Origin of the sequence: Actinokineospora sp. UTMC 2448 (assembly GCF_024760565.1) — a bacterium.
GTDB classification, from domain to species: domain Bacteria; phylum Actinomycetota; class Actinomycetes; order Mycobacteriales; family Pseudonocardiaceae; genus Actinokineospora; species Actinokineospora fastidiosa.
Window position 1 is genome coordinate 6,215,895 of sequence record NZ_CP031087.1, and the last position, 21,549, is coordinate 6,237,443.

Genomic DNA, 21,549 nt, shown 5'->3' on the forward strand with positions numbered 1-21,549 from the left:
GTCGCCGCGCGGTCACCGCGCGTAAAATCCCGGGCGTGGACATCGACATCGACCGCGAGCTGGACTCGGTCGCCCGCAAGGTCGAGCGGACCAGGGCCGACGCGGCCGAGCGGACCGCCAGGGTCGGACCGATCAGCGGGCGGGCGAGCAGCGGGGACGGCTCGGTGACCGTCGAGGTCAAGCCGGGCGGACTGCCCACGGAGATCGTCATCACCCCGCGCGGGCTGCAACTGGGGGCCGACGCGCTGGCCGCGCAGATCATGTCCGTGGCCGCGCACGCCACCCGGCGCGCGGGCGGGGCCATGCACGCCGCGCTCGCGCCCGTCCTCGGGCCCGGCGGCGAGAAGCACCTCGCCGACCTCGGCTACGAGCCCCTCGACGATGACGACGACGCCGACTACGACAACCCGCTCGGGCACAACCCGCTCGGGCGCAGGCCGCGATGACCGCGCGCGAGCCGGTCGAGCGCAGCACGCGCCAGGTCATCGAGGACGGCAGGGCGCGCCAGGAGGCGCTGGCCACGGTCGAGAAGGTGCTCGCCGAGGTCCAGGGCACTGCCCAGGACCAGTACCAGACCGTCCGGGTCACCGTCGACGGCCGAGGCAGGATGCTCGACCTCTGGCTGCGCCAGGACGCCGTGCGGTGGGGCCCGGAGCTGGGCAGGCTGATCGTCCAGGTCGCGCACGCGGCCATGGACGACGCCACGCAGGCCGGGTACAACCGTCTGGCCCCGCTGCTGGGCGACAACCTCACCTACGCCGTCGAGCTGATCTCCGGGCACGCCGCCCCCGCCCGCAGGGGCGCGCGGCCGAGCATCACCGCGGAGGAGTTCCAGCGCCGCCGCGACGAGCGGCTCGCCGACCAGCGGCGACCCGGCCCGGCCGCGGCGGACCCCGACGACGACGACCCGCTGTCGCTGGACCTGTCGTTCCTGCGCTCGGACCGCTGAGAAACCAGGTGGGAGCCTAGGTTCGTCCGTGTGATCCTTACCCCGTAGGCTGCCGACGCACCCGAGCGCTGCCCGACCAGGAGGACCTTCCATGGCTCAGGACATCGTCCCCATTGAGCTGGGGTTGCCCAAAGGCGACCTCGTCACCCTGTGGGCCCCGCGCTGGCGTGAGGACGGCGAGGAGTGGGAGGCCTTCCTCGGCCACGACGAGGACCTCTACGCCTTCCCGGACACCGCCCACCTGGCCGCCTTCGTGCGCACCGCGGAGGACCACGACCTCATCGACCACCCGGCGTGGAACCACGTGCCCGCCCTCGGCGTGGCCGAGCTGATGCCCGCCGAGGCCCACCAGTACGACCTCGTCGGCGTGCCCGAGCTGGTCGCCGAGGAGCCCGACACCTGGACCATCGGCGAGCTGGCCGAGATCGTCTCGATCATCCGCTCGCTGGCCGACGTGTGCGAGCTCGACGACGTGCACGAGATCCTCGACTCCGCCGACGGGTTCGCCGTGCTCGACCAGGGCACCTACCCGTTCACCGGCCGCGAGGGCGAGCGGCTGTGGAACGACCTGGCCAAGACCGTCGTCGACAAGTGGGACGACCTGCTCGACGCGCTCGACGAGGTCGTCACCATCCCCGAGGTCACCGGGCCGGAGCTGGACAAGGCCGCCGAGGAGCTGGCCGCCTTCCAGGCCGAGCAGGAGGCCGAGGCCGAGGAGGACGCCGACGCCGAGGAGACCGAGGACGAGGCCGACGCCGCGGCCCCGGTCGGCTTCTGGGCCGAGGTCGGCATCGACCCCGTGAAGATCATCACCGACGGGTCCGAGTACTACACCCTGCGCTGCTACCTCGACGACAAGCCGATCTTCCTCGGCGCCGACGGCAAGATCGACGTCACCACCTCGGCCCGCTCGCTGGCCAAGTACCTCGCCGTCGGCGACTTCTCCGACAACGACCTGGCGAAGGTCTCCACCTGGGACGAGGTCTCGGCCAAGGCCACCGACGGCGACATCGAGATCGACGTCGACGAGGACAACACCTACGTGCTGCAGGGCCTGGCCGACGACCTCGGCGAGGGCATGGACGCCGTCGACCCCGTGCAACTGGACCTGGCCGTCGAACTGCTCACCGACGCCGCGGAGTGGGCCGGGGACGACAGCGTCGACACCGCGCTCAGCCAGTCGGAGAGCCTGGGCTGGCTGGTCTCCTTCATCCTCGCCCCGGACCCGACCCGGCTCGCCCCCAGCGCGCCGTTCGACGCCGAGTCCGCGGCCTGGTCGAAGCTGGTCCAGGACTTCGAGGACCGGCTCGTCACCCGATGAGGGCGGCGTAACCGGGCTTGATCACGGTGTTGATGATCTCCAAGCGGTCCTCGAAGTCGATGAACGCCGACTTCATCGCGTTCACCGTGAACCACTGCAGGTCCGGCCAGCCGTAGCCGAAGGCGTCCACCAGCGCGGCCATCTCGCTCGACACCGTGCACCCGCTCATCAGGCGGTTGTCGGTGTTGACCGTGACCCGGAACCGCAGCCGGGCCAGTAGCCCGATCGGGTGGTTTTCGATGGCGGTCGCCGCGCCGGTCTGGATGTTGGACGTCGGGCACATCTCCAGCGGGATGCGCCGGTCGCGCACGTACGACGCGAGCCTGCCCAGGTGCGCGCGGCCGTCGGCGTCGATCTTGATGTCGTCGACGATCCGCACGCCGTGGCCCAGCCGCTCGGCGCCGCAGTGCTGGATGGCCTCCCAGATCGACGGCAGGCCGAACGCCTCGCCCGCGTGGATCGTGAAGTGCGCGTTCTGCTGGCGCAGGTACTCGAAGGCGTCGAGGTTGCGGGTGGGCGGGAAGCCGGCCTCCGGACCCGCGATGTCGAAGCCGACGACGCCGGAGTCGCGGTAGCGCACGGCCAGCTCGGCGATCTCCAGCGAGCGGGCGTTCTGGCGCATCGCGCACAGCAGCGTGCCGACGCGGATGGTCCGGCCCGCGGCGGCGGCGCGGCGCTCGCCCTCGCGGAAGCCCGCCTGCACGGCCTCCACGATCGGGTCGAGGCCGAGCCCGCCCTCGGTGAACAGCTCGGGGGCGTAGCGGACCTCGGCGTAGACGACGCCGTCGGCCGCCAGGTCCTCCACGCACTCGGCGGCCACCCTGACCAGGGCGTCCTCGGTCTGCATCACGCCGCAGGTGTGGGCGAACCCCTCCAGGTAGCGCACCAGCGAGCCGGAGTCGGCCGACTCGCGGAACCAGGCGCCGAGCGCGGCGGCGTCGTCGTGCGGGAGGTCGCGGTAGCCGCCCGCGTCGGCGAGTTCCAGGACGGTGGCGGGGCGCAGGCCGCCGTCGAGGTGGTCGTGCAGCAGGACCTTGGGGGCTTGGCGGATCGTGTCCGCGGTGAGCGGGGTCGACATGGCCATACGGTACTCAGGCCAGGGCTCACTCGGATGGGTAACGGCATGATCACTTCCGGTGATGGCAAGATCCGCCGAAAGGTCCAACCGGGCGTGTTATGACAGTGCCGATAGCAACGGGTGGTGTAGGAGCGGCTTCCGGCAGTGGTTAGGCTCCTTCCCGTCTCCACATCCCCTCCCCAGGACGAAGGTCACCTCCGTGAACGAAAACAACCACACGGTGTCGTTCGACCGGATGCGCAACATGCTCACGCGCGCGGCCGAGATCCGTGAGAGCGAACAGCAGCAGATCTTCGACGCCCTGGACGAGATCCACGCGCGTCTGTCGCCGCTGGAGTCGATCGGGGCGGTGCGCAAGCGCCTGTCGGAGATGCCGGACCGGTCCGAGACCGCCGTGCTGGCCGAGCGGCTGGACGCCGCGCTGCGCAAGCTGGAGGCCCAGGACACCGCGATCGCGGCGCTCTCGCGGGCGGTTGAGGGCATCGTCGACAAGCTCGCGACCCCGTTCGCCCAGCTCGACGGCCGCCTCGACGGCGTCGCTGGCCGCTTCGAGGGCGTGGCGGGCCGGATGGACGGGCTGGAGGACAAGCTGGCCAACATCCACCGCCGCATCGACGAGCTGGACCACCACCTGGACAAGCAGGACGGCAGGCTCGAGGCGCTGCCCGGCAACGTGCACGGCCCGGTCCGCGAGCGCGTGGAGATCATGGAGACCGCGCTGCGCGGGCGGCTGGACGAGGTCGACGAGGGCGTGCACGAGCACCTCGACGGGACCAAGGACGCGCTGGCCCGCCAGATCGCCGAGACCTCGGACGCGGTGGCGGGCAAGGTGACCGCCTCCGCCGAGACCGTGGGCGCGCGCGTGTCCGACGCCCAGACCAAGCTGACCGACGCGGTGACGGGCGTCGGCGAGCGCGTCGGCAAGACCGGCGACGCGCTGCACGCCAAGCTCGACACCGCCGCCGCCGCGCTGGCCGAGACCCGCGAGGCGCTGGGCGCGTCCCTCGGCGAGACCGGCGCCGCCGTCCACGGCAAGCTCGACGAGGCCACCACCGCCCTGCGCGAGGCGCTGCGCGAGACCCAGGAGACCGTGGACGCCAGCGACCGCCTGGAGTCCCTGGCCGAGCGGCTGGAGAAGGTCACCACCCGCCTCGACGACATGGCCACCCGCCTCGACGCGGTCGAGGACGGGTTCACGGGCCGGATCAGCGAGCTGAGCGGGGCCATCAAGTCCGAGTTCAGCAAGGTGGACGCGACCCTGACCAAGCAGCCGGACGCGACGTCGGTGGAGTCCCTGGTCCGCAAGAGCAACGAGGAGTCGGTCCGCCGCATCGGCGGCCACCTGGACGAGGCCATGGCCACCTTCGCCGAACTCATGCTCGGCGGCAGCCAGCCCACCCCGCCCCCGCCGACCACCCTCCCCCGCCAGAACCCCCGCCGCCGCACCAACGGCGCCAAGCCCACCAAGGCCATCGAGAAGCGCGAGGACGACACCGAGGACAACGACGTCGCCGCAGGCGCGTAACCAGCAGGAGACAGCCCGCGCGGGCCGCATCCCTCCGGGGACGCGGCCCGCGCGGCTTTCGGGGCCAGCTCTGCCTGATGTGGGGTTTCGTGGCGGTGGGGCTCGCGTGTGGTGTGGGCTTGCGTGGTGGCAGGGCCGGACCACCGCCGTCGCCAGGACTGCGGCCCACCGCCCGCCCGGCGGGTGAGATCTCGCTCCGACTGCCGTCGCGGCCGCCAGGATTGCCGCCCACCGGCTGACCGGCGGCAGGGTCCGGCGCTGGCCCCTGCCAGTCGCGGCCGCCAGGGCTGCGGTGCACCGGCCGTACCGGCCAGCGGGGCCCGGGTCCGCTGCCACATCCGCCGGGGCGCGGCCTGCCGCTAGCCCGACCGGGCGGATGCTGCCCTCGCGGAGGCTGCGGTGGACCGGCCGTCCCGGCCAGCGGGGCCGGGTCCGCTGCCGCATACGCCAGGCTGCCGCTCACCGATCGTCCCGGCCTGGGCCCTGTCCAAGTCGCATTCGCCGGGGCACCGCCCCACCGCTCGTCCCGGCGAGCGGGCCGGGTCCGCAGCCGCATCCGCCAGGGCTGCCGCCCACCGGTCGTCCCAGCCAGCGGGGCACGGTCCGTTGCGGCCAGGGCTGCTGGCAACCGCTCATCCCCGCTGGCTGGAATCCGGGCCGGGCCGCCGCCGCATCTCGTTCTCGGCTGCGGCCGGTCCTCGGCTACACGCCTGCTGGGGTGCGTTCCGGGGCCGGGACGGCGCGGAGGGCTCGGTAGGCGGGGATGGTTAGGAGGAGGACCAAGGCCGCGCCCACGACGGCGGTCGCGGTGAGGCCGTTGACGAAGGCCTCCTTTGCCGCCGACAGCAGCGCGCTCCCGTCGGGGACCGCGGCTGCCACCGCCACCGCTCCTCCGAGGGTGTCCTGGGCCGTGGTGGCGGCTTCGGCGGGCAGGCCGGTGACCGCGTCGGTCATCTGGCGGTGGTAGACGGCCGCGCCGACGGTGCCGAGGACGGCCATGCCCAGGGCGGCGCCCAGTTCGCTGCCGGTCTCGGCGATGGCCGACGCCGAGCCGGTCTGGGACTCCGGGACGGCCGCGAGGATGCGGTCGCCGGTGAGCATGGTCGTCATCAGGACACCGGCGCCCACCAGGCCCGCGGCGAGCAGGATCAGCAGCAGGCCCGAGTCGACCTCGATGAGGGCCATCACGGTGAAGCCCGCGGCCAGCACCAGCAGCCCGGCGACGATGAGCGGGGCCACCCGCATCCGCTGCGACAGGATCCCCGATGCCGTCATCCCCACCCCGATGATCGGCACGACCGCCAGGGACCACAGCGCGGCCTGGAACGGGCTCATGTCGAGCACCAGCTGGATGTACTGGTTGGTGAACAGCGACGACCCGATGAAGCAGAACATCGCGACCAGGTTGATCCCGATGGACGCGCTGAAGGTGCGCTCGCGGAACAGCGTCGTGTCCAGCAGCGGGTTCGGGAACCGGCGCAGGTGCCCGATGAACACCACCACCATGGCCAGACCCGCCACCAGCGCGACCAGCGGCACGACGGAGAAGCCCTCCACCGCGATCTTCTTCATCCCGTACACCGCGCTCAGCACCGCCACCGCCGACAGCACCGCGCCGAGGTAGTCGAAGCGGCCGCGGGGCGCGCCCTTCGACTCCGGCAGCAGGATCGGCCCGAGGATGAGCAGCAGGACCATGGCGGGCAGGTTGATCAGGAACACCGACCCCCACCAGAAGAACTCCAGCAGCAGCCCGCCGACGATCGGGCCGAGGAACGCGCCGGAGGTCAGGCCCGCGCTCCACACCGCGATCGCGGCCTTGCGCTTGGCGTCGTCCGGGAACAGCGTCCTGATCAGCGACAGCGTCGACGGCATCAGCGTCGCGCCCGCCACGCCCAGCAGGGCGCGGGTCAGGATCAGCAGCTCGGCCGTCGGGGCGAAGGCCGCGGCCACGGACGCGGCGCTGAACGCGGCAGCGCCGATGAACAGCAGCCTGCGGCGGCCGATGCGGTCGCCGACGGCGCCCATCGTGATCAGCCCGCCCGCCAGCGTGAAGCCGTAGGCGTCCATGATCCACAGCTGCTCGGGCCCGGTCGGACCGAGATCGGCGCTGATGAAGGGCAAGGCGAAGAACAGAACGCTGATGTCCATGGAGATCAGCAGGCACGGCAGGACCAGGACGGCGAGCCCGGCCCATGCTCGGCGGTCGGACATGGGAACTACCCCCTCTAACTGCGTACGTCATACGCGCTACTGCGTAAGTTATACGCAGTAGATAGGATGGACGTCAACCACGTCGAGCGGGAGACGATGACCGAGCTACCGAGCTATCTGGCCGCCGCCTGGGGCAAACAGGAGCGCCCCAGCCGCGGACCGAAGCCCGCTTTGAGCCTCGACCGCATCGTCGCCGCGGGCGTCGCGCTGGCCGACGCGGAGGGCCTGGCCGCGGTCTCGATGAGCCGGGTCGCCGCCGAGGTGGGCGCCAAGCCGATGTCGCTGTACCGCTACGTCGACTCCAAGGACGACCTGCTCGTGCTGATGATCGACCACGCTGGCGGGCCCGCCCCCGAGATCGACGCGCCGGACTGGCGCGCGGGCCTGACCGAGTGGTCGTGGGCCTACCTCGACCAGCTGCGCGCCCACCCGTGGATCATGCGCGTGCCGATCCACCGGCCGCCGTCGACGCCGAAGCAGCTGCGGTGGCTGGAGTCCGGCCTGCGCGTGCTGAAGGAGTTCACCTCCGACCACAAGATGGGCACCATGCTGCTCCTGAGCGGCTACGTGCGCAGCTACGCGATGCTCACCGCGGACATCCAGGAAGCCAACGCCGACCCCGACGAGATGATGGTCGACTACGGCAACATGCTGCGCGCGCTCGTGGACGCCGCCGAGTTCCCCGAGCTGGCCAAGGTGATCGCGGCGGGCGCCTTCGACCACAACCCCGACGAGGAGCCCGACGCCGACTTCGTCTTCGGCCTGGAGCGCATCCTCGACGGCGTCGCCCGGATCGCGGGTTGATCAGCGCGCGGACCTGCGCACTTTGCCGCGCAACGCCCGGCGGGCGACGGGCCCGAGGTCGTCGATGACCTCGATGAGCACCGCCATGCGGTCCAGGGCGTCCAGCGCCGAGCGCGCGCCGTCGGGGTCGACGCCGTCGTAGAGCTCGATGCCGATGAAGGCCGCGCCGACCGCCCTGGCCAGGCCGGGGATGTCGAGCGCGTCGGCCACCGGGGAGTCCGCGAGCAGGCGGGCCAGCACGTGCTCGATCGGGCCGATCCACAGCCGCAGCGCCTCGGCCGCGGCGTCGGCGACGCGGGGATCGGCCTGGGCGCCCGCCAGCATCTGCGCGAGCACCATCACGTTGCCCCTGGCGTGCTCCTCGTCGTGCAGGGCGCGCCCGACGGCGAGGAGGCCGCGCAGGTCGTCGACCCCGTCGAGGCGGCGGGCGAACGGCTCGACCCTGGCGCGGGTCGCGGCGAGGCAGGCTGCCTTGAGGAGGTCGTGGACGCTGCCGAAGTGGTAGAAGACCAACGCCTGGTTGACGCCCGCGGTCGCCGCGATGGTGCGCGCGGTCGCGCCGGTGAGGCCCTGGGTGCGGATCGCCTCGATGGCGCCGTCGATCAGGCGTTGGCGGGTGTCGACCACCCCATCACCGTAGCTCCACGAAGGACGCTCCCGGATCCGGCAGGCGGCGCGGCGGACCGTCCGGGTGGTACTCGAAGTGCCACCACTCGTTGTCGTAGACCCGATAGAGGCCGAAGCGCCCGCCCCTGCGCTCCAGCCACCGGGCGGCCTCGTCGGGCCGCACGTCGACCGCGGTCCCGGCGACGTGGCGGGAGTGGGCGGCGGGCAGCACCCGCCGCCGGGCCAGTTCCGCCGAGCCGCGCAGGCGCACCTCCGCGGCGTACAGCCGCTCCTGCGCCTGCGCGTCGCGGAAGCCCGACGTGACCCCGATCAGCACCCCGTCCCGCCACAGCGCCTGCGTCCGCGCCGCCACGATCGCCGCGCGGGTCGCCGCCGTCAGGCCCGTCAGGTCCTCGGCCGGGTACCGGGCCGCCAGCGCCCACTGCCCGGCCGCCTCCCGCTCCCGGCCGGGCGCGACCAGCCAGGCGACCGGCAGCAGCGCCACCGCCAGCGCGCGTGTCACCTGGCGGTACACGCGATCCCGCCGTCTTTCGGTCATCCCCCACCCCCATGTTGAGCGACCGCTCAACAGCGAGCATAGCGGCGGTTTGAGCAACTGCTCAAGTACCCTGGGGGCATGCGGGTCCTGGGAGTGGCCGCGGGCGCGGCGGGCTGGGTCGGCATCGCCTGGGAGGAGACGGTCTCCGCCTACCACGCGCCGACGATCGGGGAACTGGTCGACGCCGCCGACGGCCCCCGCGTCGTGGCCGTCGCGATGCCCATCGGCCTGCCGGACCGCGGTCACCGCGAGGCCGACGTCCGCGCCGCGCGGGCGCTGGGCGCCGCGGTCGTGATCGCCCCGACCCGCCGGGCCCTGACCGCGGCCGACCGCGCCACCGCCGCCGCGATCAACCGCGACCTGGACGGCGGCGCGATCTCCAAGCAGGCCTACGACCTGCGGCCGCGGATCCTCGAAGTCGACCGGTGGGTCCGCGAGACGCCGCACGAGGTGGTGGAGGCCCACCCGGAGGTGAGCTTCGCCGCGCTCAACGGCGAGCCCCTGGTCGCCCGCAGGGACACCTGGGCGGGCGCCCGCCGCAGGCACAAGCTCCTCACCCGGGCAGGCATCCACCTCCCCGACGACCTCGGCGAACCGGGCCGCACGGCCACCGTCGCCGACGTCATCGACGCCGCCATCCTGACCTGGACCGCCCGCCGCGTGGTCGATGGCGAGGCGTACTCGCTCCCCGAGGAGCCCGAGATCTTCGACGACGGCCTGCCCTGCGCGATCTGGGTCTAGCCCAACGGGGCTACGACGACGCCGAACCGGCCGACTGCTCATGCGCCCAGCAGCGGAAGGTCTTCAGGACCGGGGGGCGGGTCATCGGCCGAGACGCGCGGCGGCCACCTTGCCCGGGACCACCCGCTCCGACTCAGGGCAGCCACCGCCGACAGACCGGGCCCGGCAGCGGCACCGCAACACACAGCGCGGCGGGGACGGCTCGAGGGCTCAGCCGCGCAGGGTGTCCAGCACCAGCGGGCCGGGGCGGGGCGTCGGCCGCGAGACGCAGGACGGCCACCTTGCCCGGGACCACCCGCTCCGACTCAGGGCAGCCACCGCCAACAGACCGGGCCCGGCAGCGGCACCGCAACACACAGCGCGGCGGGGACGGCTCGGAGGCTCAGCCGCGCAGGGTGTCCAGCACCAGCGGACCGGGGGCGGGGGCGTCGGCGGCGATGTGCACGGCGTCCTCCAGCGCCGCCAGGGCGGCGGGGATGGCGTCGGGGGTGTCGGTGTGGAGTTCCAGCAGGGGTGCGCCCTCGCCGACCACATCGCCCGGTTTGGCCAGGCACAGCACGCCCGCGGCGGCCTGGACCGGGTCTTCCTTGCGGGCCCGCCCGGCGCCCAGGCGCCATGCGGCGACGCCGACGGCGTAGGCGTCGAGGGCGGCCAGCACGCCCGGGCGGTCGGCGGTCACGGTGTGGACGTGCTCGGCCGTCGGCAGCGGCGCGTCGGGGTCGCCGCCCTGGGCACGGATCATCCGGTCCCACACGTCGTACGCGCGGCCGGAGGCCAGCACCTCCGCCGGGTCCACGTCGGACAGACCGGCCGCGGACAGCATCTCGCGGGCGAGCGCGACCGTCAGGGCCACCACGTCCTCGGGGCCGCCGCCGCGCAGGACGTCGACGGACTCGGCGACCTCCAGCGCGTTGCCGACCGCCCGGCCGAGGGGCACGGACATGTCGGTGATCAGCGCGGACACCCTGCGCCCGTGCGCGACGCCGATCTCGACCAGCGCCTCGGCCAGCGCGCGGGCGTCGGCCGGGGTCTTCATGAACGCGCCCGAGCCGCACTTGACGTCCAGGACCAGGGCGTCGGCGCCCTCGGCGATCTTCTTGGACATGATCGAGCTGGCGATCAACGGGATCGACTCGACCGTGCCGGTCACGTCCCGCAGGGCGTACAGCTTGCGGTCGGCGGGCGCCAGGCCCTCCGTCGCGGCGCAGACCACCGCGCCCACGTCGGCCAGCTGCGCCATGATCTCGGCGTCGGACAGGCGGGCCCGCCAGCCGGGGATCGCCTCCAGCTTGTCGAGCGTGCCGCCGGTGTGCCCGAGGCCGCGGCCGGACAGCTGCGGCACCGCCGCGCCGCAGGCCGCGACCAACGGCGCCAGCGGCAGGGTGATCTTGTCGCCCACGCCGCCGGTGGAGTGCTTGTCGACCGTCGGCCGGTCCACCTTGAGGTCCAGAGTGGACCCCGAGGCGATCATCGCTGCCGTCCAGCGCGCGGTCTCGGCGGCGTCCATCCCGTTGAGGAACACCGCCATGGCCAGGGCCGACATCTGCTCGTCTGCGACCTCGCCCCGGGTGTAGGCGTCGACGACCCAGTCGATCTGGTCGTCGGTCAGCCTGTGCCCGTCGCGCTTGGCGCGGATGACGTCCACGGCGGTGTGCATGCCGCTCACGGTAGCTGTTCCGGGCCGAACGCGTCCGGCAGCACGGCCGTCATCGGCAGCGGGCCGCGCGGGGTGTCGACCAGGCACTCCGGGCCGCCGAGCTCGTAGATCACCTGACGGCAGCGGCCGCACGGCATCAGCAGCTCGCCCGTGCCGCTGCGGCAGGCCAGGGCCACCAGCCTGCCGCCGCCGGTCAGCCGCAGCTGACCGGCCAGCGTGCACTCCGCGCACAGGCCCACGCCGTAGGCCGCGTTCTCCACGTTGCACCCGGTGATGACGCGTCCGTCGTCGACCAGGGCCGCCGCGCCGACCTGCAGCCCGGAGTACGGGCAGTAGGCCAGCGCGGCCGCCTCGACGGCCGCGGCGCGCAGCGCGTCCCAGTCGGTCACTTGCCCTCACCCCGGCGGTAGACCTCGCCGACGGCGCGCGGGGCGCGCAGCCGTTGCGACGCCAGCGCCAGGACCAGGATCGTCACCACGTACGGCGCCGCGCCCACCAGCTCGGGCGGGATGCCGTCGCTGGTGAAGTACCACCAGGCGAACAGCACGCCGATGGCCGCCGACACCGCCGACAGCACGGGCGCGCCCTCGCGGTACTGCCACACCGCGACCACGACCAGCGCGATCGCCAGCAACAACAGCAGCGCGTGCACGGCGAGCGAGCCGCGCAGCGCCAGCGCGTCGGTGTAGCCGAACAGGCCCGCGCCGGTGGCCAGGCCGCCGGGCCGCCAGTTGCCGAAGATCATCGCGGCCAGGCCGATGAAGCCGCGCCCGCCGGTCTGCCCGTCCCGGAACTGCCCGGAGGTTACCGCCAGGATCGCCCCGCCCAGCCCGGCGAACGCGCCGGAGGCGGTGACCGCGAGGTACTTGTACTTGTAGACGTTGACGCCCAGCGACTCCGCCGCGACCGGCGCCTCGCCGCAGGAGCGCAGCCGCAGGCCCAGCGGCGTCTTCCACAGCACGAACGCCGACCCGGCGATCAGCACCGCGGCGAGCACCGTCAGCAGCGACACCTGGGTGGTCAGGCCGCGCAGGATGCCCGCGAGGTCGGAGACGAAGAACCAGCGCTTGTCCTCGATGGACCCGAGCAGGTCCGGCAGCCCGGGGACGGACACCTTCTCCGCGTCCTGGATGCGCGGCGACTGCTTCTGCCCGCCGCCCGCCGCGTCGGCGAAGAACTGCTTGGACAGGAACAGCGCCGCGCCCGGGGCCAGCAGGTTGATCGCGACACCGGAGATGATGTGGTCGACGCCGAAGGTCACCGTGGCCACCGCGTGCAGCAGCCCGCCGAGCACGCCGAGGAGCAGGCCGAACACCACGCCCGCCCACGGGCCCCACTGGTAGCCCGCGTACCCGGCGCCGAAGGTGCCCAGCACCATCATGCCCTCGAGGCCGATGTTGATCACACCCGCGCGCTCGGCCCACAGGCCCGCCAGCGCGGCCATCGCGATCGGCACGGCCGCGGTCAGCGCCGCCTGCACGCTTCCGGTGGAGGTCAGGTCCCCCGCGCCGGTGATCACCCTGACCGCGGAGAGCACCAGCAGGGCGCCCAGCGCGATCAGCGCGTACGTCATCGGCGAGAGCCTCGACCGCCGCGCCGCGGGCGCGGTCTGCTGCCCGACTGCCAGTCCGCCGCTCACACCGACACCTCCTCAGGCGACTTCTGGATGGCCAGCGCGCGTCCGACGTCGCGCTGCTCGGCGCGGACGCGGTACCGGCGCACCAGTTCGTAGGCGACGACGACCGACAGCACGATCACGCCCTGCATGATCAGCACGATCTCGCGCGGCACGCCCGCGATGTCCAGCGAGGTGGACGAGTTGTCCAGGAAGCCCCACAGCAGCGCGGCGAACGCCATGCCGATGGGGTGGTTGCGGCCCAGCAGCGCGACCGCGATGCCGATGAAGCCCAGGCCCGGCGGGAAGTCCAGCGCGTAGGAGTGCGACGAGCCCAGCAGCTGCGGCAGGCCGATCAGTCCGGCGACCGCCCCGGACAGCAGCATCGACAGCAGCACCATCTTCTTCACGCTGACGCCGCTGGCGACCGCCGCCGACTCGCTCAGGCCGGTCGCCTTGATCTCGAAGCCGAGCCGGGTGCGGCCGAACAGGAACCAGTAGCCCACGCCCACGGCGACGGCCAGGAAGACCAGCCCGAACAGCGCCGAGGTCGAGCCCGGGATCGCGATGCCGGGCACCTGCCCGCCCTCGGTGATGGGCCGGGTGCTGATGTTGTTCGACCCGGGCACCGCCTCGGCCAGCCGGTCCGGGTTGAGCAGGTAGGCCACCAGGTTCGTGGCGATGGCGTTGAGCATGATCGTGGTGATGACCTCGCTGACGCCGCGGGTCACCTTCAGCAGCGCCGCGATCCCGGCCCACACCGCGCCGACCAGCATGGCCGCCACGACCGTCATGGTCACCCGCAGGAACGAGGGCAGCGACTCCATGAACGCCGCGCCCGCCAGCGCCGCCGACAGCATCGCCGCGAGCCGGTACTGGCCGTCGACGCCGATGTTGAACAGCTTCATCCGGAAGCCGATGGCCACCGCCACAGCGGCCAGGTAGTACCCGATCGCGCTGTTGATGGAGTTGACCGTCGTGCGCGGCCTGCTCGCCGAGGTGAGCAGCGAGTCGACCGCGGTCACCGGGGAGTGCCCGGAGACGATCAGGATGAGCGCGCACACGAGCACCGCGAACAGCAGCGCCCCGAGCGGGGCGGCCAGGCCCAGCAGGACCGACCGCGCGGACAGGGTCCTCATTCGGCATCCCTCCCGGCGCCGGTCATCGCCGAGCCCAGGTCCTGGGGCGTGACGGTCGCGGGGTCGTAGTCGGCGACGAGGCGGCCGCGCAGGATCACGGCCAGGGTGTCGGACATGCCGATCAGCTCGTCGAGGTCGGCGGAGATGAGCAGCACCGCGAGGTGCTCGGCGCGGGCGCGGCGGATGTGGTCCCAGATCGCCGCCTGCGCGCCGACGTCCACGCCGCGGGTCGGGTGCGAGGCGATCAGCACGACCGGGTTGCCCGACATCTCCCGGCCGACGATCAGCTTCTGCTGGTTGCCGCCGGACAGCGCGGAGGCGTGCACGTCGATGCCGGGGGTGCGCACGTCGTAGGTCTCGACGATGCGCTGGGTGTCGGCCCTGGCCGAGCGCCGGTCGATCAGCGGGCCGCGCGCGCTGGGCCTGCGGCTCTGGTGGCCGAGCACGCGGTTCTCCCAGAGCGTGGCCTCCAGCAGGACGCCCTGGCGGTGCCGGTCCTCGGGGATGTAGCCCATGCCCGACTCGCGCCGCGCGCGGGTCGACAGCCGCGAGATGTCCTCGCCCGCGAGGTGCACCGAGCCCGAGTCCGGCTTGCGGATGCCCATCAGGGCCTCCACCAGCTCGGCCTGCCCGTTGCCCTCCACGCCCGCGATGCCCAGGACCTCGCCCGCGTGGATGGTGAAGGAGATGTCGTCGAGGACCTTGCGGCCGTCGGCGTCGGCCAGCGTCAGATTCGCGACGGTCAGCACCGGACGGTCGGTGACGGTCGACTCGCGCAGCTCCGGCACCGGCAGCGCGCTGCCGACCATCAGCTCGGCGAGCTTGCGCGCGGTCGTCTCCTCCGGCGCGACGCTGGCGACGGTGGTGCCCCGGCGCATGACGGTGATGTCGTCGGCGACGGAGAGCACCTCGTCGAGCTTGTGCGAGATGAACAGGATGGTCAGGCCCTCGGCCTTGAGGTCGCGCAGGTTGCCGAACAGCTCGTCGACCTCCTGCGGCACCAGCACCGCGGTCGGCTCGTCGAGGATCAGGATGCGCGCGCCCCGGTAGAGGACCTTGAGGATCTCCACCCGCTGGCGCTCGCCGACGCCCAGCTCGTCGACAAGGCGGTCCGGCCGGACGCCGAGGCCGTAGGCCTCGGAGATCTCCCTGATCCGCCTGCGCGCCGCGGCGAAGTCCAGGCCGAGACCGCCGCGCGGCTCGTCGCCGAGGACGACGTTCTCCAGCACGGTCAGGTTGTCGGCGAGCATGAAGTGCTGGTGCACCATGCCGATGCCCGCCCGGATCGCGTCCGCGGGCGAGTGGAAGTCCACTGGGGACCCGTTCACGGCGATGGCGCCCTCGTCCGGGCGCTGCATGCCGTAGAGGATCTTCATGAGCGTGGACTTGCCCGCCCCGTTCTCCCCCACCAGCGCGTGCACTGTGCCGGGACGGACGGCGATGTTCACATCGGAGTTCGCGACGACGCCGGGAAAGCGCTTGGTGATCCCGGTCAGCTCGACGGCGAGGGCGGGTTCGCCGCCCGGTGGCTCGGTTGACACGGCCGCATCCTTGTCATTGCAGGGAAAGCCGAACGGACCCGGGCAGAGTACCCGGGTCCGTCGCGGTCGGTGCCTACTTCGTGTCCTTGACCTGGATCTCGCCGGAGACGATCTTCTCCTTGTACTCCTCGACCTGCGGCACGATGTCGTCGATCTTGCCGCCGCTCGTGGCGAAGGAGACACCGCCGGAGGCGAGGTCGTAGACCTGCAGGCCGGACTTGAACTGGCCGTCCTTGACCGCCTTGATGAAGTCGTAGACCGCCACGTCGACGTTCTTGACCATCGAGGTGATGATGACGTCCTTGACGTTGGCCAGCGCGGGCAGGTTGTACTGGTCGGAGTCGACGCCGATGCCCATCGCGCCCTTGGCCTTGGCCGCCTCGAAGGCGCCCGCGCCCGAGCCGCCCGCGGCCGGGTAGATCACGTCGGCGCCCGCGTCGAGCATGCCGTTGGCCGCCGTGGTGCCCTTGGCCGGGTCGTTGAATCCGGTGAAGTCCGGCGGCTGGGTCAGGTACTTGACCTGCACGGTCGCGTCCGGCTTGACGGCCTTGACGCCCTGCTCGAAGCCGACCTCGAACTTCTGGATCAGCGGGGTGTTGACGCCGCCGATGAAGCCGACGTTGCCGGTCTTGCTCTTCAGGCCCGCGACGACGCCGACCAGGAACGAGCCCTCGTGCTCGGCGAAGGTCAGGTTGGCGACGTTGGCCGCCTCCGGCGCCGCGCTGTCGATGATCGCGAACTTGGCCTCGGGGTAGTCGGCGGCGGCCGCCGACAGCGCCTTCTCGTAGGCGAACCCGACGGCGATGATCACGTTGTGGCCGCTCTCGGCCAGTTGGCGCAGGCGGTCTTCCTTCTGCGCGTCGGTCTCGCCCTGCGCGGCCTCCAGCTCGGTCACCTCGACGCCGAACTCGGACTTGGCCTTGTCCAGGCCGCGGGCCGCGGAGTCGTTGAAGGACTGGTCGCCGCGGCCGCCGATGTCGTAGGCCAGGCCGACCTTGACGGTCGAGGGCGCGGGCGCGCCCGACGTGCCCCCGTCCCCACCGGGCTGGGTGTCCGACGCGCAGGACGCCAGGCCGATGCCCAGCGCGAACAGCCCGGCGGCGAGTCGAACTCCTCGCATTCGGCGCAAGGCTTTCTCCTTCCGAGACGCCCGGGGGTAACCGGGTCGAGACTTGGCTATTCGCGGAACCGTACCCGCTGGTACGAAGGCTCCTCGCGCCGAACGCCCGCCGTGACCCAATCGTTGACGATGAATACAAATCCCCCGCCCGCCCGGACACAGCGCGTGACGGGACGACCGCGCCCACCACGTCGGTGGGGCCGCTACACCGCCCACGGGAGCGGGCCGGGCTCGCGGCCGTCCGCGGTGACGGTCGCGCCCGCGGGCATGGCCACCAGCGCCTCCACGTCCTCCAGCGCCGCGATCCGCCGCGTCGACCCGGCGGGCAGGACCGCGGCCTGGCCGGGTCCGCACACCTCGGCGACGCCGTCCACGGTGATCTCCACCGAGCCGCTGACCGGCATGAACACCTGCTCGCGGTCGACGACGTGCGCGGGCCCGGCGTTGCCAGCGGGCATCCGCACGCGCCAGGTGCTCAGCTCGGCCGACCCGACGCTGGGGGCGGCCAGGCCGTACATCGTGGCGTTCGGGGTGGCGGTGATCCGGTCCTCGGTCGTCGTGACGATCATCGGGTCCTCCTATGTAAAGTCGCTTTACTCATATCCGAGTAAAGCGACTTGTCACACTGTCCGTCAAGATGGGGGCATGACCGAGGACCCGCTGGCGCGCACCGAGCTGACCTTCCTGCTCGGGATGGCCTTCCAGCTCGTGCTCGGGGAGTTCCTCGCCCGGCTCGACGCCGCCGACCTGCGGCCCGTCCACGGCCTGGCCTTCCAGGCGCTGCGGCACGGCGGGCTGACGGCCACCGAGCTCGCCGACGTCCTCGGCGTCACCAAACAGGCGGCCGGGCAGCTCGTCGACGAACTCGACAGCAAGGGCTACGTCCGGCGCGTGCCGCACCCGGCGGGCGGGCGGCGAAAGCTGGTCGTGCTGACCGGGCGTGCCGAGGATCACCTGATGGTGGCCGGTCACACCATGCGGACCCTGGAGGCGGAGCTGGCCGCCCGTGTCGGTGACGATCTCGGAGGACTCAGGCACGACCTGACCAGGGTGATCCGCGCCCTGGCCGGGGACGCGCCGCCGCCGCTGCGCCCGATCTGGTGACTCCGCGCGCGTGTCTCGTCGGTCACAGACGGGATCGGCGCGTTGGGTGCGCGGTGTCGGACAGGTCTAGCATCCGACAGGTCAAGGCCGGGTTCGTGAGGCATCCGGACAGGCCGAGAGTCCATCAGCGACGTTGGAGGGCCGGTACCCGATGTCCGACACGGCCATCACCACCGGGAAGACCGGTGCGCGCGGCACGCTCTACCGCGGCGACCCCGGCATGTGGTCATGGGTGGCCCACCGGATCACCGGTGTGGCGACCTTCTTCTTCCTGTTCGCGCACGTGCTCGACACCGCGCTGGTGCGGGTGTCGCCGAGCGCGTACGACGAGATCATCGAGACCTACAAGACGCCGCTGGTGAACCTGTTGGAGGTCGGCCTCGTCGGGGCCGTGCTGTACCACGCGCTCAACGGCATCCGCGTCATGCTCGTGGACTTCTGGGAGAAGGGCGCCCGCTACCAGCGGCCGATGCTGTGGGCGATCCTCGGCGTCTGGGTGCTGGTGATGGTCCCCGGCACCTACTTCATGATGCAGCGCACCGTCACCGAGATGTTCGGGGGCTGACCACGATGACCATGGCACTGGACAAGCCCCGCAGCCCCCGCCGCCCCGCGGCCCGGCGCAGCAACTTCGAGCTGGCGTCCTGGCTGTTCATGCGGATCTCCGGGATCGCGCTCGTCGTGCTGGTGCTCGGGCACCTGTTCATCATGAACATCCTCGACGGCGGCGTGCACCGCATCAACTTCGCGTTCGTGGCCGGACGCTGGGCCGACCCGTTCTGGCAGGTCTGGGACCTGGCGATGCTCTGGCTGGCGCAGATCCACGGCGGCAACGGCCTGCGCACGATCATCAACGACTACGCCCGCAAGGACTCGACGCGGTTCTGGCTGAAGATGATGCTCTACGTCTCCATGGTGCTGATCCTGCTCCTGGGCACGTACGTGATCTTCACCTTCGACCCGAACATCAGCGCGGAATAGGGAAGCCGACATGCAGTTCCACAAGTACGACGTCGTGATCGTCGGCGCGGGTGGCGCGGGCATGCGCGCGGCCATCGAGGCGGGGCAGCGGACCCGCACCGCCGTGCTCACCAAGCTCTACCCGACGCGCTCGCACACCGGGGCGGCGCAGGGCGGCATGTGCGCCGCGCTGGCCAACGTCGAGGAGGACAACTGGGAGTGGCACACCTTCGACACGATCAAGGGCGGTGACTACCTGGTCGACCAGGACGCCGCCGAGATCATGGCGAAGGAGGCCATCGACGCCGTCCTCGACCTGGAGAAGATGGGCCTGCCGTTCAACCGGACCCCGGACGGCAAGATCGACCAGCGGCGCTTCGGCGGGCACACCCGCAACCACGGCGAGGCCGCTGTGCGCCGCGCCTGCTACGCGGCCGACCGCACCGGCCACATGATCCTGCAGACGCTGTACCAGAACTGCGTCAAGCACGGCATCGAGTTCTTCAACGAGTTCTACGTGCTCGACATCTGCCTCACCGAGACGGAGAACGGCCCGGTCTGCACCGGCGCGGTGGCCTACGAGCTGGCGACCGGCGAGATCCACGTCTTCCAGGCCAAGGCCGTCGTGTTCGCCACCGGCGGCTTCGGCAAGGTCTTCAAGACCACCTCCAACGCCCACACCCTGACCGGCGACGGCATGGGCATCGTGTTCCGCAAGGGCCTGCCGCTGGAGGACATGGAGTTCTACCAGTTCCACCCGACCGGCCTCGCGGGCCTGGGCATCCTGCTGACCGAGGGCGCCCGGGGCGAGGGCGCGATCCTGCGCAACGCCTCCGGCGAGCGGTTCATGGAGCGCTACGCGCCCACCATCAAGGACCTCGCGCCCCGCGACATCGTCGCCCGCTCGATGGCCCTCGAGGTGCTGGAGGGCCGTGGCGCAGGCCCGAACAAGGACTACGTGCTGCTGGACTGCACGCACCTGGGCGCGGAGGTCCTGGAGACCAAGCTGCCCGACATCACCGAGTTCGCCCGCACGTACCTCGCGGTCGACCCGGTGAAGGAGCCGGTGCCGGTGTACCCGACGGCGCACTACGCCATGGGCGGCATCCCCACCAACGTGCACGGCGAGGTCCTACGGGACAACGACCACGTCGTCCCCGGCCTCTACGCCGCGGGCGAGTGCGCGTGCGTGTCGGTGCACGGCGCGAACCGGCTGGGCACGAACTCGCTGCTGGACATCAACGTCTTCGGCCGCCGCGCGGGCATCGCCGCCGCGGAGTACGCCGCCGGGCGCTCCTTCGTGGACCTGCCCGACGCCCCGGCCGCTGTGGTGGAGGAGCAGGTGTCGCACCTGCTGTCCGACCACGGCCGCGAGCGCGTCGCCGACATCCGCACCGAGCTGCAGGCCACGATGGACGCCAACGCCTCGGTGTACCGGACCGAGGAGACGCTGAAGCAGGCCCTGCACGACGTGCAGGCGCTCAAGGACCGCTACGCGCACGTCGCCGTGCAGGACAAGGGCAAGCGGTTCAACACCGACCTGCTGGAGGCCGTCGAGCTGGGCTTCCTGCTGGAGCTGGCCGAGGTCCTGGTCGTGGGCGCCCTGGAGCGCAAGGAGTCCCGGGGCGGGCACGCCCGCGAGGACTACCCCAACCGCGACGACACGAACTACATGCGCCACAGCATGTTCTACAAGCAGGGCGAGGGCCTGAAGTCGGACATCCGCCTTGACTACAAGCCGGTGACCTTCACCCGGTACAAGCCGATGGAGCGCAAGTACTGATGACCGCTGCGACAGCTGAGCAGACCGGGACCCGCGGCACGATGCCGCCGGTGCCCGAGGGCGCCGTCACCGTCACCGTCAAGGTGCTGCGGTACAACCCGGAGACCGACAGCGAGCCGAACTGGCAGTCCTTCGGCGTGCCCGCGCTCCCGACCGACCGCGTGCTGAACCTGCTGCACTACATCAAGTGGTACATCGACGGCACGATGACGTTCCGCCGGTCCTGCGCCCACGGCATCTGCGGCTCGGACGCCATGCAGATCAACGGCGTGAACCGGTTGGCGTGCAAGGTCCTGGTGAAGGACCTGATGGCGCGCAAGGGCAAGCAGACCACGATCACCATCGCGCCGATCAAGGGCCTGCCCGTCCACAAGGACCTCCTGGTGGACATGGAGCCCTTCATGGAGGCGTTCCGCGCGGTCAAGCCGTTCCTGATCACCTACGGCAACGAGCCCACCCGCGAGCGCATCCAGTCCGTCGCCGACCGCGAGCGCTTCGACGACACGACCAAGTGCATCCTGTGCGCCTGCTGCACCACGTCGTGCCCGGTGTTCTGGACCGAGGGCAGCTACTTCGGCCCGGCCGCCATCGTCAACGCCCACCGCTTCATCTTCGACAGCCGCGACGAGGGCGCCCAGGAACGCCTGGACATCCTCAACGACGCGGAGGGCGTGTGGCGCTGCCGCACCACCTTCAACTGCACGGACGCGTGCCCGCGCGGCATCCAGGTCACCAAGGCCATCCAGGAAGTCAAGCGCGCCCTGCTGTTCCGCCGCTGACCGCAGTCCTGCCGGAAACCGTGCCTCCCGCTTCGGGAGGCACGGTTTTCTTTTTGT

22 protein-coding genes are annotated in these 21,549 nt (G+C 71.9%); 11 read left to right on the top strand and 11 right to left on the bottom strand.

What is annotated here, in order from left to right:
• Window positions 1-35 precede the first annotated feature (35 nt).
• The 3 genes from Actkin_RS28565 (at window position 36) to Actkin_RS28575 (ending at window position 2,270) form a co-directional block, all read left to right on the top strand.
• Entirely contained in the window at window positions 36-446 is a 411-nt protein-coding gene (locus tag Actkin_RS28565; RefSeq protein WP_258904943.1) for a YbaB/EbfC family nucleoid-associated protein, read from the top strand.
• Window positions 443-949 (top strand): YbaB/EbfC family nucleoid-associated protein, encoded by a 507-nt coding sequence (locus Actkin_RS28570; RefSeq protein ID WP_258904944.1) that lies wholly within the window; start codon window positions 443-445, stop codon window positions 947-949. The genes Actkin_RS28565 and Actkin_RS28570 overlap by 4 nt, the downstream gene beginning before the upstream one ends.
• Window positions 950-1,040: 91 nt before the next feature.
• On the top strand, window positions 1,041-2,270 hold the full coding sequence (locus Actkin_RS28575) for a SatS C-terminal domain-containing protein (RefSeq protein ID WP_189209688.1): 1,230 nt from the start codon (window positions 1,041-1,043) through the stop codon (window positions 2,268-2,270).
• Here the strand turns inward: Actkin_RS28575 and Actkin_RS28580 are convergent.
• Window positions 2,260-3,348, bottom strand: a complete 1,089-nt coding sequence (locus Actkin_RS28580) for an adenosine deaminase (protein ID WP_373292343.1) — start codon at window positions 3,346-3,348, stop codon at window positions 2,260-2,262. The two genes, Actkin_RS28575 and Actkin_RS28580, sit on opposite strands and share 11 nt — an antisense overlap.
• Window positions 3,349-3,583: 235 nt before the next feature.
• On the opposite strand from Actkin_RS28580, the gene Actkin_RS28585 reads away from it, so the two are divergent.
• Complete coding sequence (locus Actkin_RS28585; protein WP_189210149.1) at window positions 3,584-4,873, top strand: hypothetical protein; 1,290 nt, start codon at window positions 3,584-3,586, stop codon at window positions 4,871-4,873.
• Between the two features lie 702 nt (window positions 4,874-5,575).
• Here Actkin_RS28585 and Actkin_RS28590 read toward each other — a convergent pair.
• Window positions 5,576-7,084, bottom strand: a complete 1,509-nt coding sequence (locus Actkin_RS28590) for an MFS transporter (protein WP_258904945.1) — start codon at window positions 7,082-7,084, stop codon at window positions 5,576-5,578.
• A 66-nt stretch (window positions 7,085-7,150) separates the two neighbouring features.
• Here Actkin_RS28590 and Actkin_RS28595 point away from each other — a divergent pair, with 66 nt between their 5' ends.
• Window positions 7,151-7,888, top strand: a complete 738-nt coding sequence (locus Actkin_RS28595; protein ID WP_229786686.1) for a TetR/AcrR family transcriptional regulator — start codon at window positions 7,151-7,153, stop codon at window positions 7,886-7,888.
• Here Actkin_RS28595 and Actkin_RS28600 read toward each other — a convergent pair whose 3' ends face one another.
• Together Actkin_RS28600 and Actkin_RS28605 are read right to left on the bottom strand one after the other, a co-directional pair.
• Window positions 7,889-8,515, bottom strand: a complete 627-nt coding sequence (locus Actkin_RS28600; protein ID WP_189209685.1) for a TetR family transcriptional regulator — start codon at window positions 8,513-8,515, stop codon at window positions 7,889-7,891.
• 4 nt (window positions 8,516-8,519) lie between these two features.
• Window positions 8,520-9,053 (bottom strand): D-alanyl-D-alanine carboxypeptidase family protein, encoded by a 534-nt coding sequence (locus tag Actkin_RS28605; protein ID WP_258904946.1) that lies wholly within the window; start codon window positions 9,051-9,053, stop codon window positions 8,520-8,522.
• Between the two features lie 78 nt (window positions 9,054-9,131).
• On the opposite strand from Actkin_RS28605, the gene Actkin_RS28610 reads away from it, so the two are divergent.
• Complete coding sequence (locus Actkin_RS28610) at window positions 9,132-9,794, top strand: DUF429 domain-containing protein (protein WP_258904947.1); 663 nt, start codon at window positions 9,132-9,134, stop codon at window positions 9,792-9,794.
• A gap of 382 nt (window positions 9,795-10,176) precedes the next feature.
• Here the strand turns inward: Actkin_RS28610 and Actkin_RS28615 are convergent, their stop codons facing one another.
• From Actkin_RS28615 to Actkin_RS28645, 7 genes are all read right to left on the bottom strand, one after another.
• Entirely contained in the window at window positions 10,177-11,451 is a 1,275-nt protein-coding gene (locus Actkin_RS28615) for a thymidine phosphorylase (protein WP_258904948.1), read from the bottom strand.
• 5 nt (window positions 11,452-11,456) lie between these two features.
• Window positions 11,457-11,840, bottom strand: coding sequence for a cytidine deaminase (locus Actkin_RS28620; RefSeq protein WP_189209681.1), 384 nt, complete (start codon window positions 11,838-11,840; stop codon window positions 11,457-11,459).
• Window positions 11,837-13,024: an ABC transporter permease gene (locus tag Actkin_RS28625; protein WP_189210147.1), complete on the bottom strand. Its 1,188-nt coding sequence runs from the start codon at window positions 13,022-13,024 to the stop codon at window positions 11,837-11,839. The genes Actkin_RS28620 and Actkin_RS28625 overlap by 4 nt, the downstream gene beginning before the upstream one ends.
• Before the next feature lie 62 nt (window positions 13,025-13,086).
• A complete protein-coding gene (locus Actkin_RS28630; RefSeq protein WP_189209680.1) occupies window positions 13,087-14,205 on the bottom strand; it encodes an ABC transporter permease in 1,119 nt (372 codons plus the stop codon).
• On the bottom strand, window positions 14,202-15,746 hold the full coding sequence (locus Actkin_RS28635) for an ABC transporter ATP-binding protein (protein ID WP_258904949.1): 1,545 nt from the start codon (window positions 15,744-15,746) through the stop codon (window positions 14,202-14,204). The genes Actkin_RS28630 and Actkin_RS28635 overlap by 4 nt, the downstream gene beginning before the upstream one ends.
• A gap of 73 nt (window positions 15,747-15,819) precedes the next feature.
• Window positions 15,820-16,866, bottom strand: coding sequence for a BMP family lipoprotein (locus Actkin_RS28640; RefSeq protein ID WP_189209678.1), 1,047 nt, complete (start codon window positions 16,864-16,866; stop codon window positions 15,820-15,822).
• Window positions 16,867-17,069: 203 nt separating this feature from the next.
• Window positions 17,070-17,435, bottom strand: coding sequence for a cupin domain-containing protein (locus tag Actkin_RS28645; RefSeq protein ID WP_258904950.1), 366 nt, complete (start codon window positions 17,433-17,435; stop codon window positions 17,070-17,072).
• A 76-nt stretch (window positions 17,436-17,511) separates the two neighbouring features.
• Here Actkin_RS28645 and Actkin_RS28650 point away from each other — a divergent pair, with 76 nt between their 5' ends.
• From Actkin_RS28650 to Actkin_RS28670, 5 genes are all read left to right on the top strand, one after another.
• On the top strand, window positions 17,512-17,970 hold the full coding sequence (locus Actkin_RS28650; protein ID WP_189209676.1) for a MarR family winged helix-turn-helix transcriptional regulator: 459 nt from the start codon (window positions 17,512-17,514) through the stop codon (window positions 17,968-17,970).
• Window positions 17,971-18,121: 151 nt separating this feature from the next.
• A complete protein-coding gene (gene sdhC, locus Actkin_RS28655; protein WP_258904951.1) occupies window positions 18,122-18,535 on the top strand; it encodes a succinate dehydrogenase, cytochrome b556 subunit in 414 nt (137 codons plus the stop codon).
• Window positions 18,536-18,540: 5 nt separating this feature from the next.
• Window positions 18,541-18,951, top strand: a complete 411-nt coding sequence (locus Actkin_RS28660; protein WP_258904952.1) for a succinate dehydrogenase hydrophobic membrane anchor subunit — start codon at window positions 18,541-18,543, stop codon at window positions 18,949-18,951.
• A gap of 10 nt (window positions 18,952-18,961) precedes the next feature.
• Window positions 18,962-20,713, top strand: a complete 1,752-nt coding sequence (gene sdhA / locus Actkin_RS28665; RefSeq protein WP_258904954.1) for a succinate dehydrogenase flavoprotein subunit — start codon at window positions 18,962-18,964, stop codon at window positions 20,711-20,713.
• On the top strand, window positions 20,713-21,492 hold the full coding sequence (locus Actkin_RS28670) for a succinate dehydrogenase iron-sulfur subunit (protein WP_189209672.1): 780 nt from the start codon (window positions 20,713-20,715) through the stop codon (window positions 21,490-21,492). The genes sdhA and Actkin_RS28670 overlap by 1 nt, the downstream gene beginning before the upstream one ends.
• Window positions 21,493-21,549: the final 57 nt, after the last annotated feature.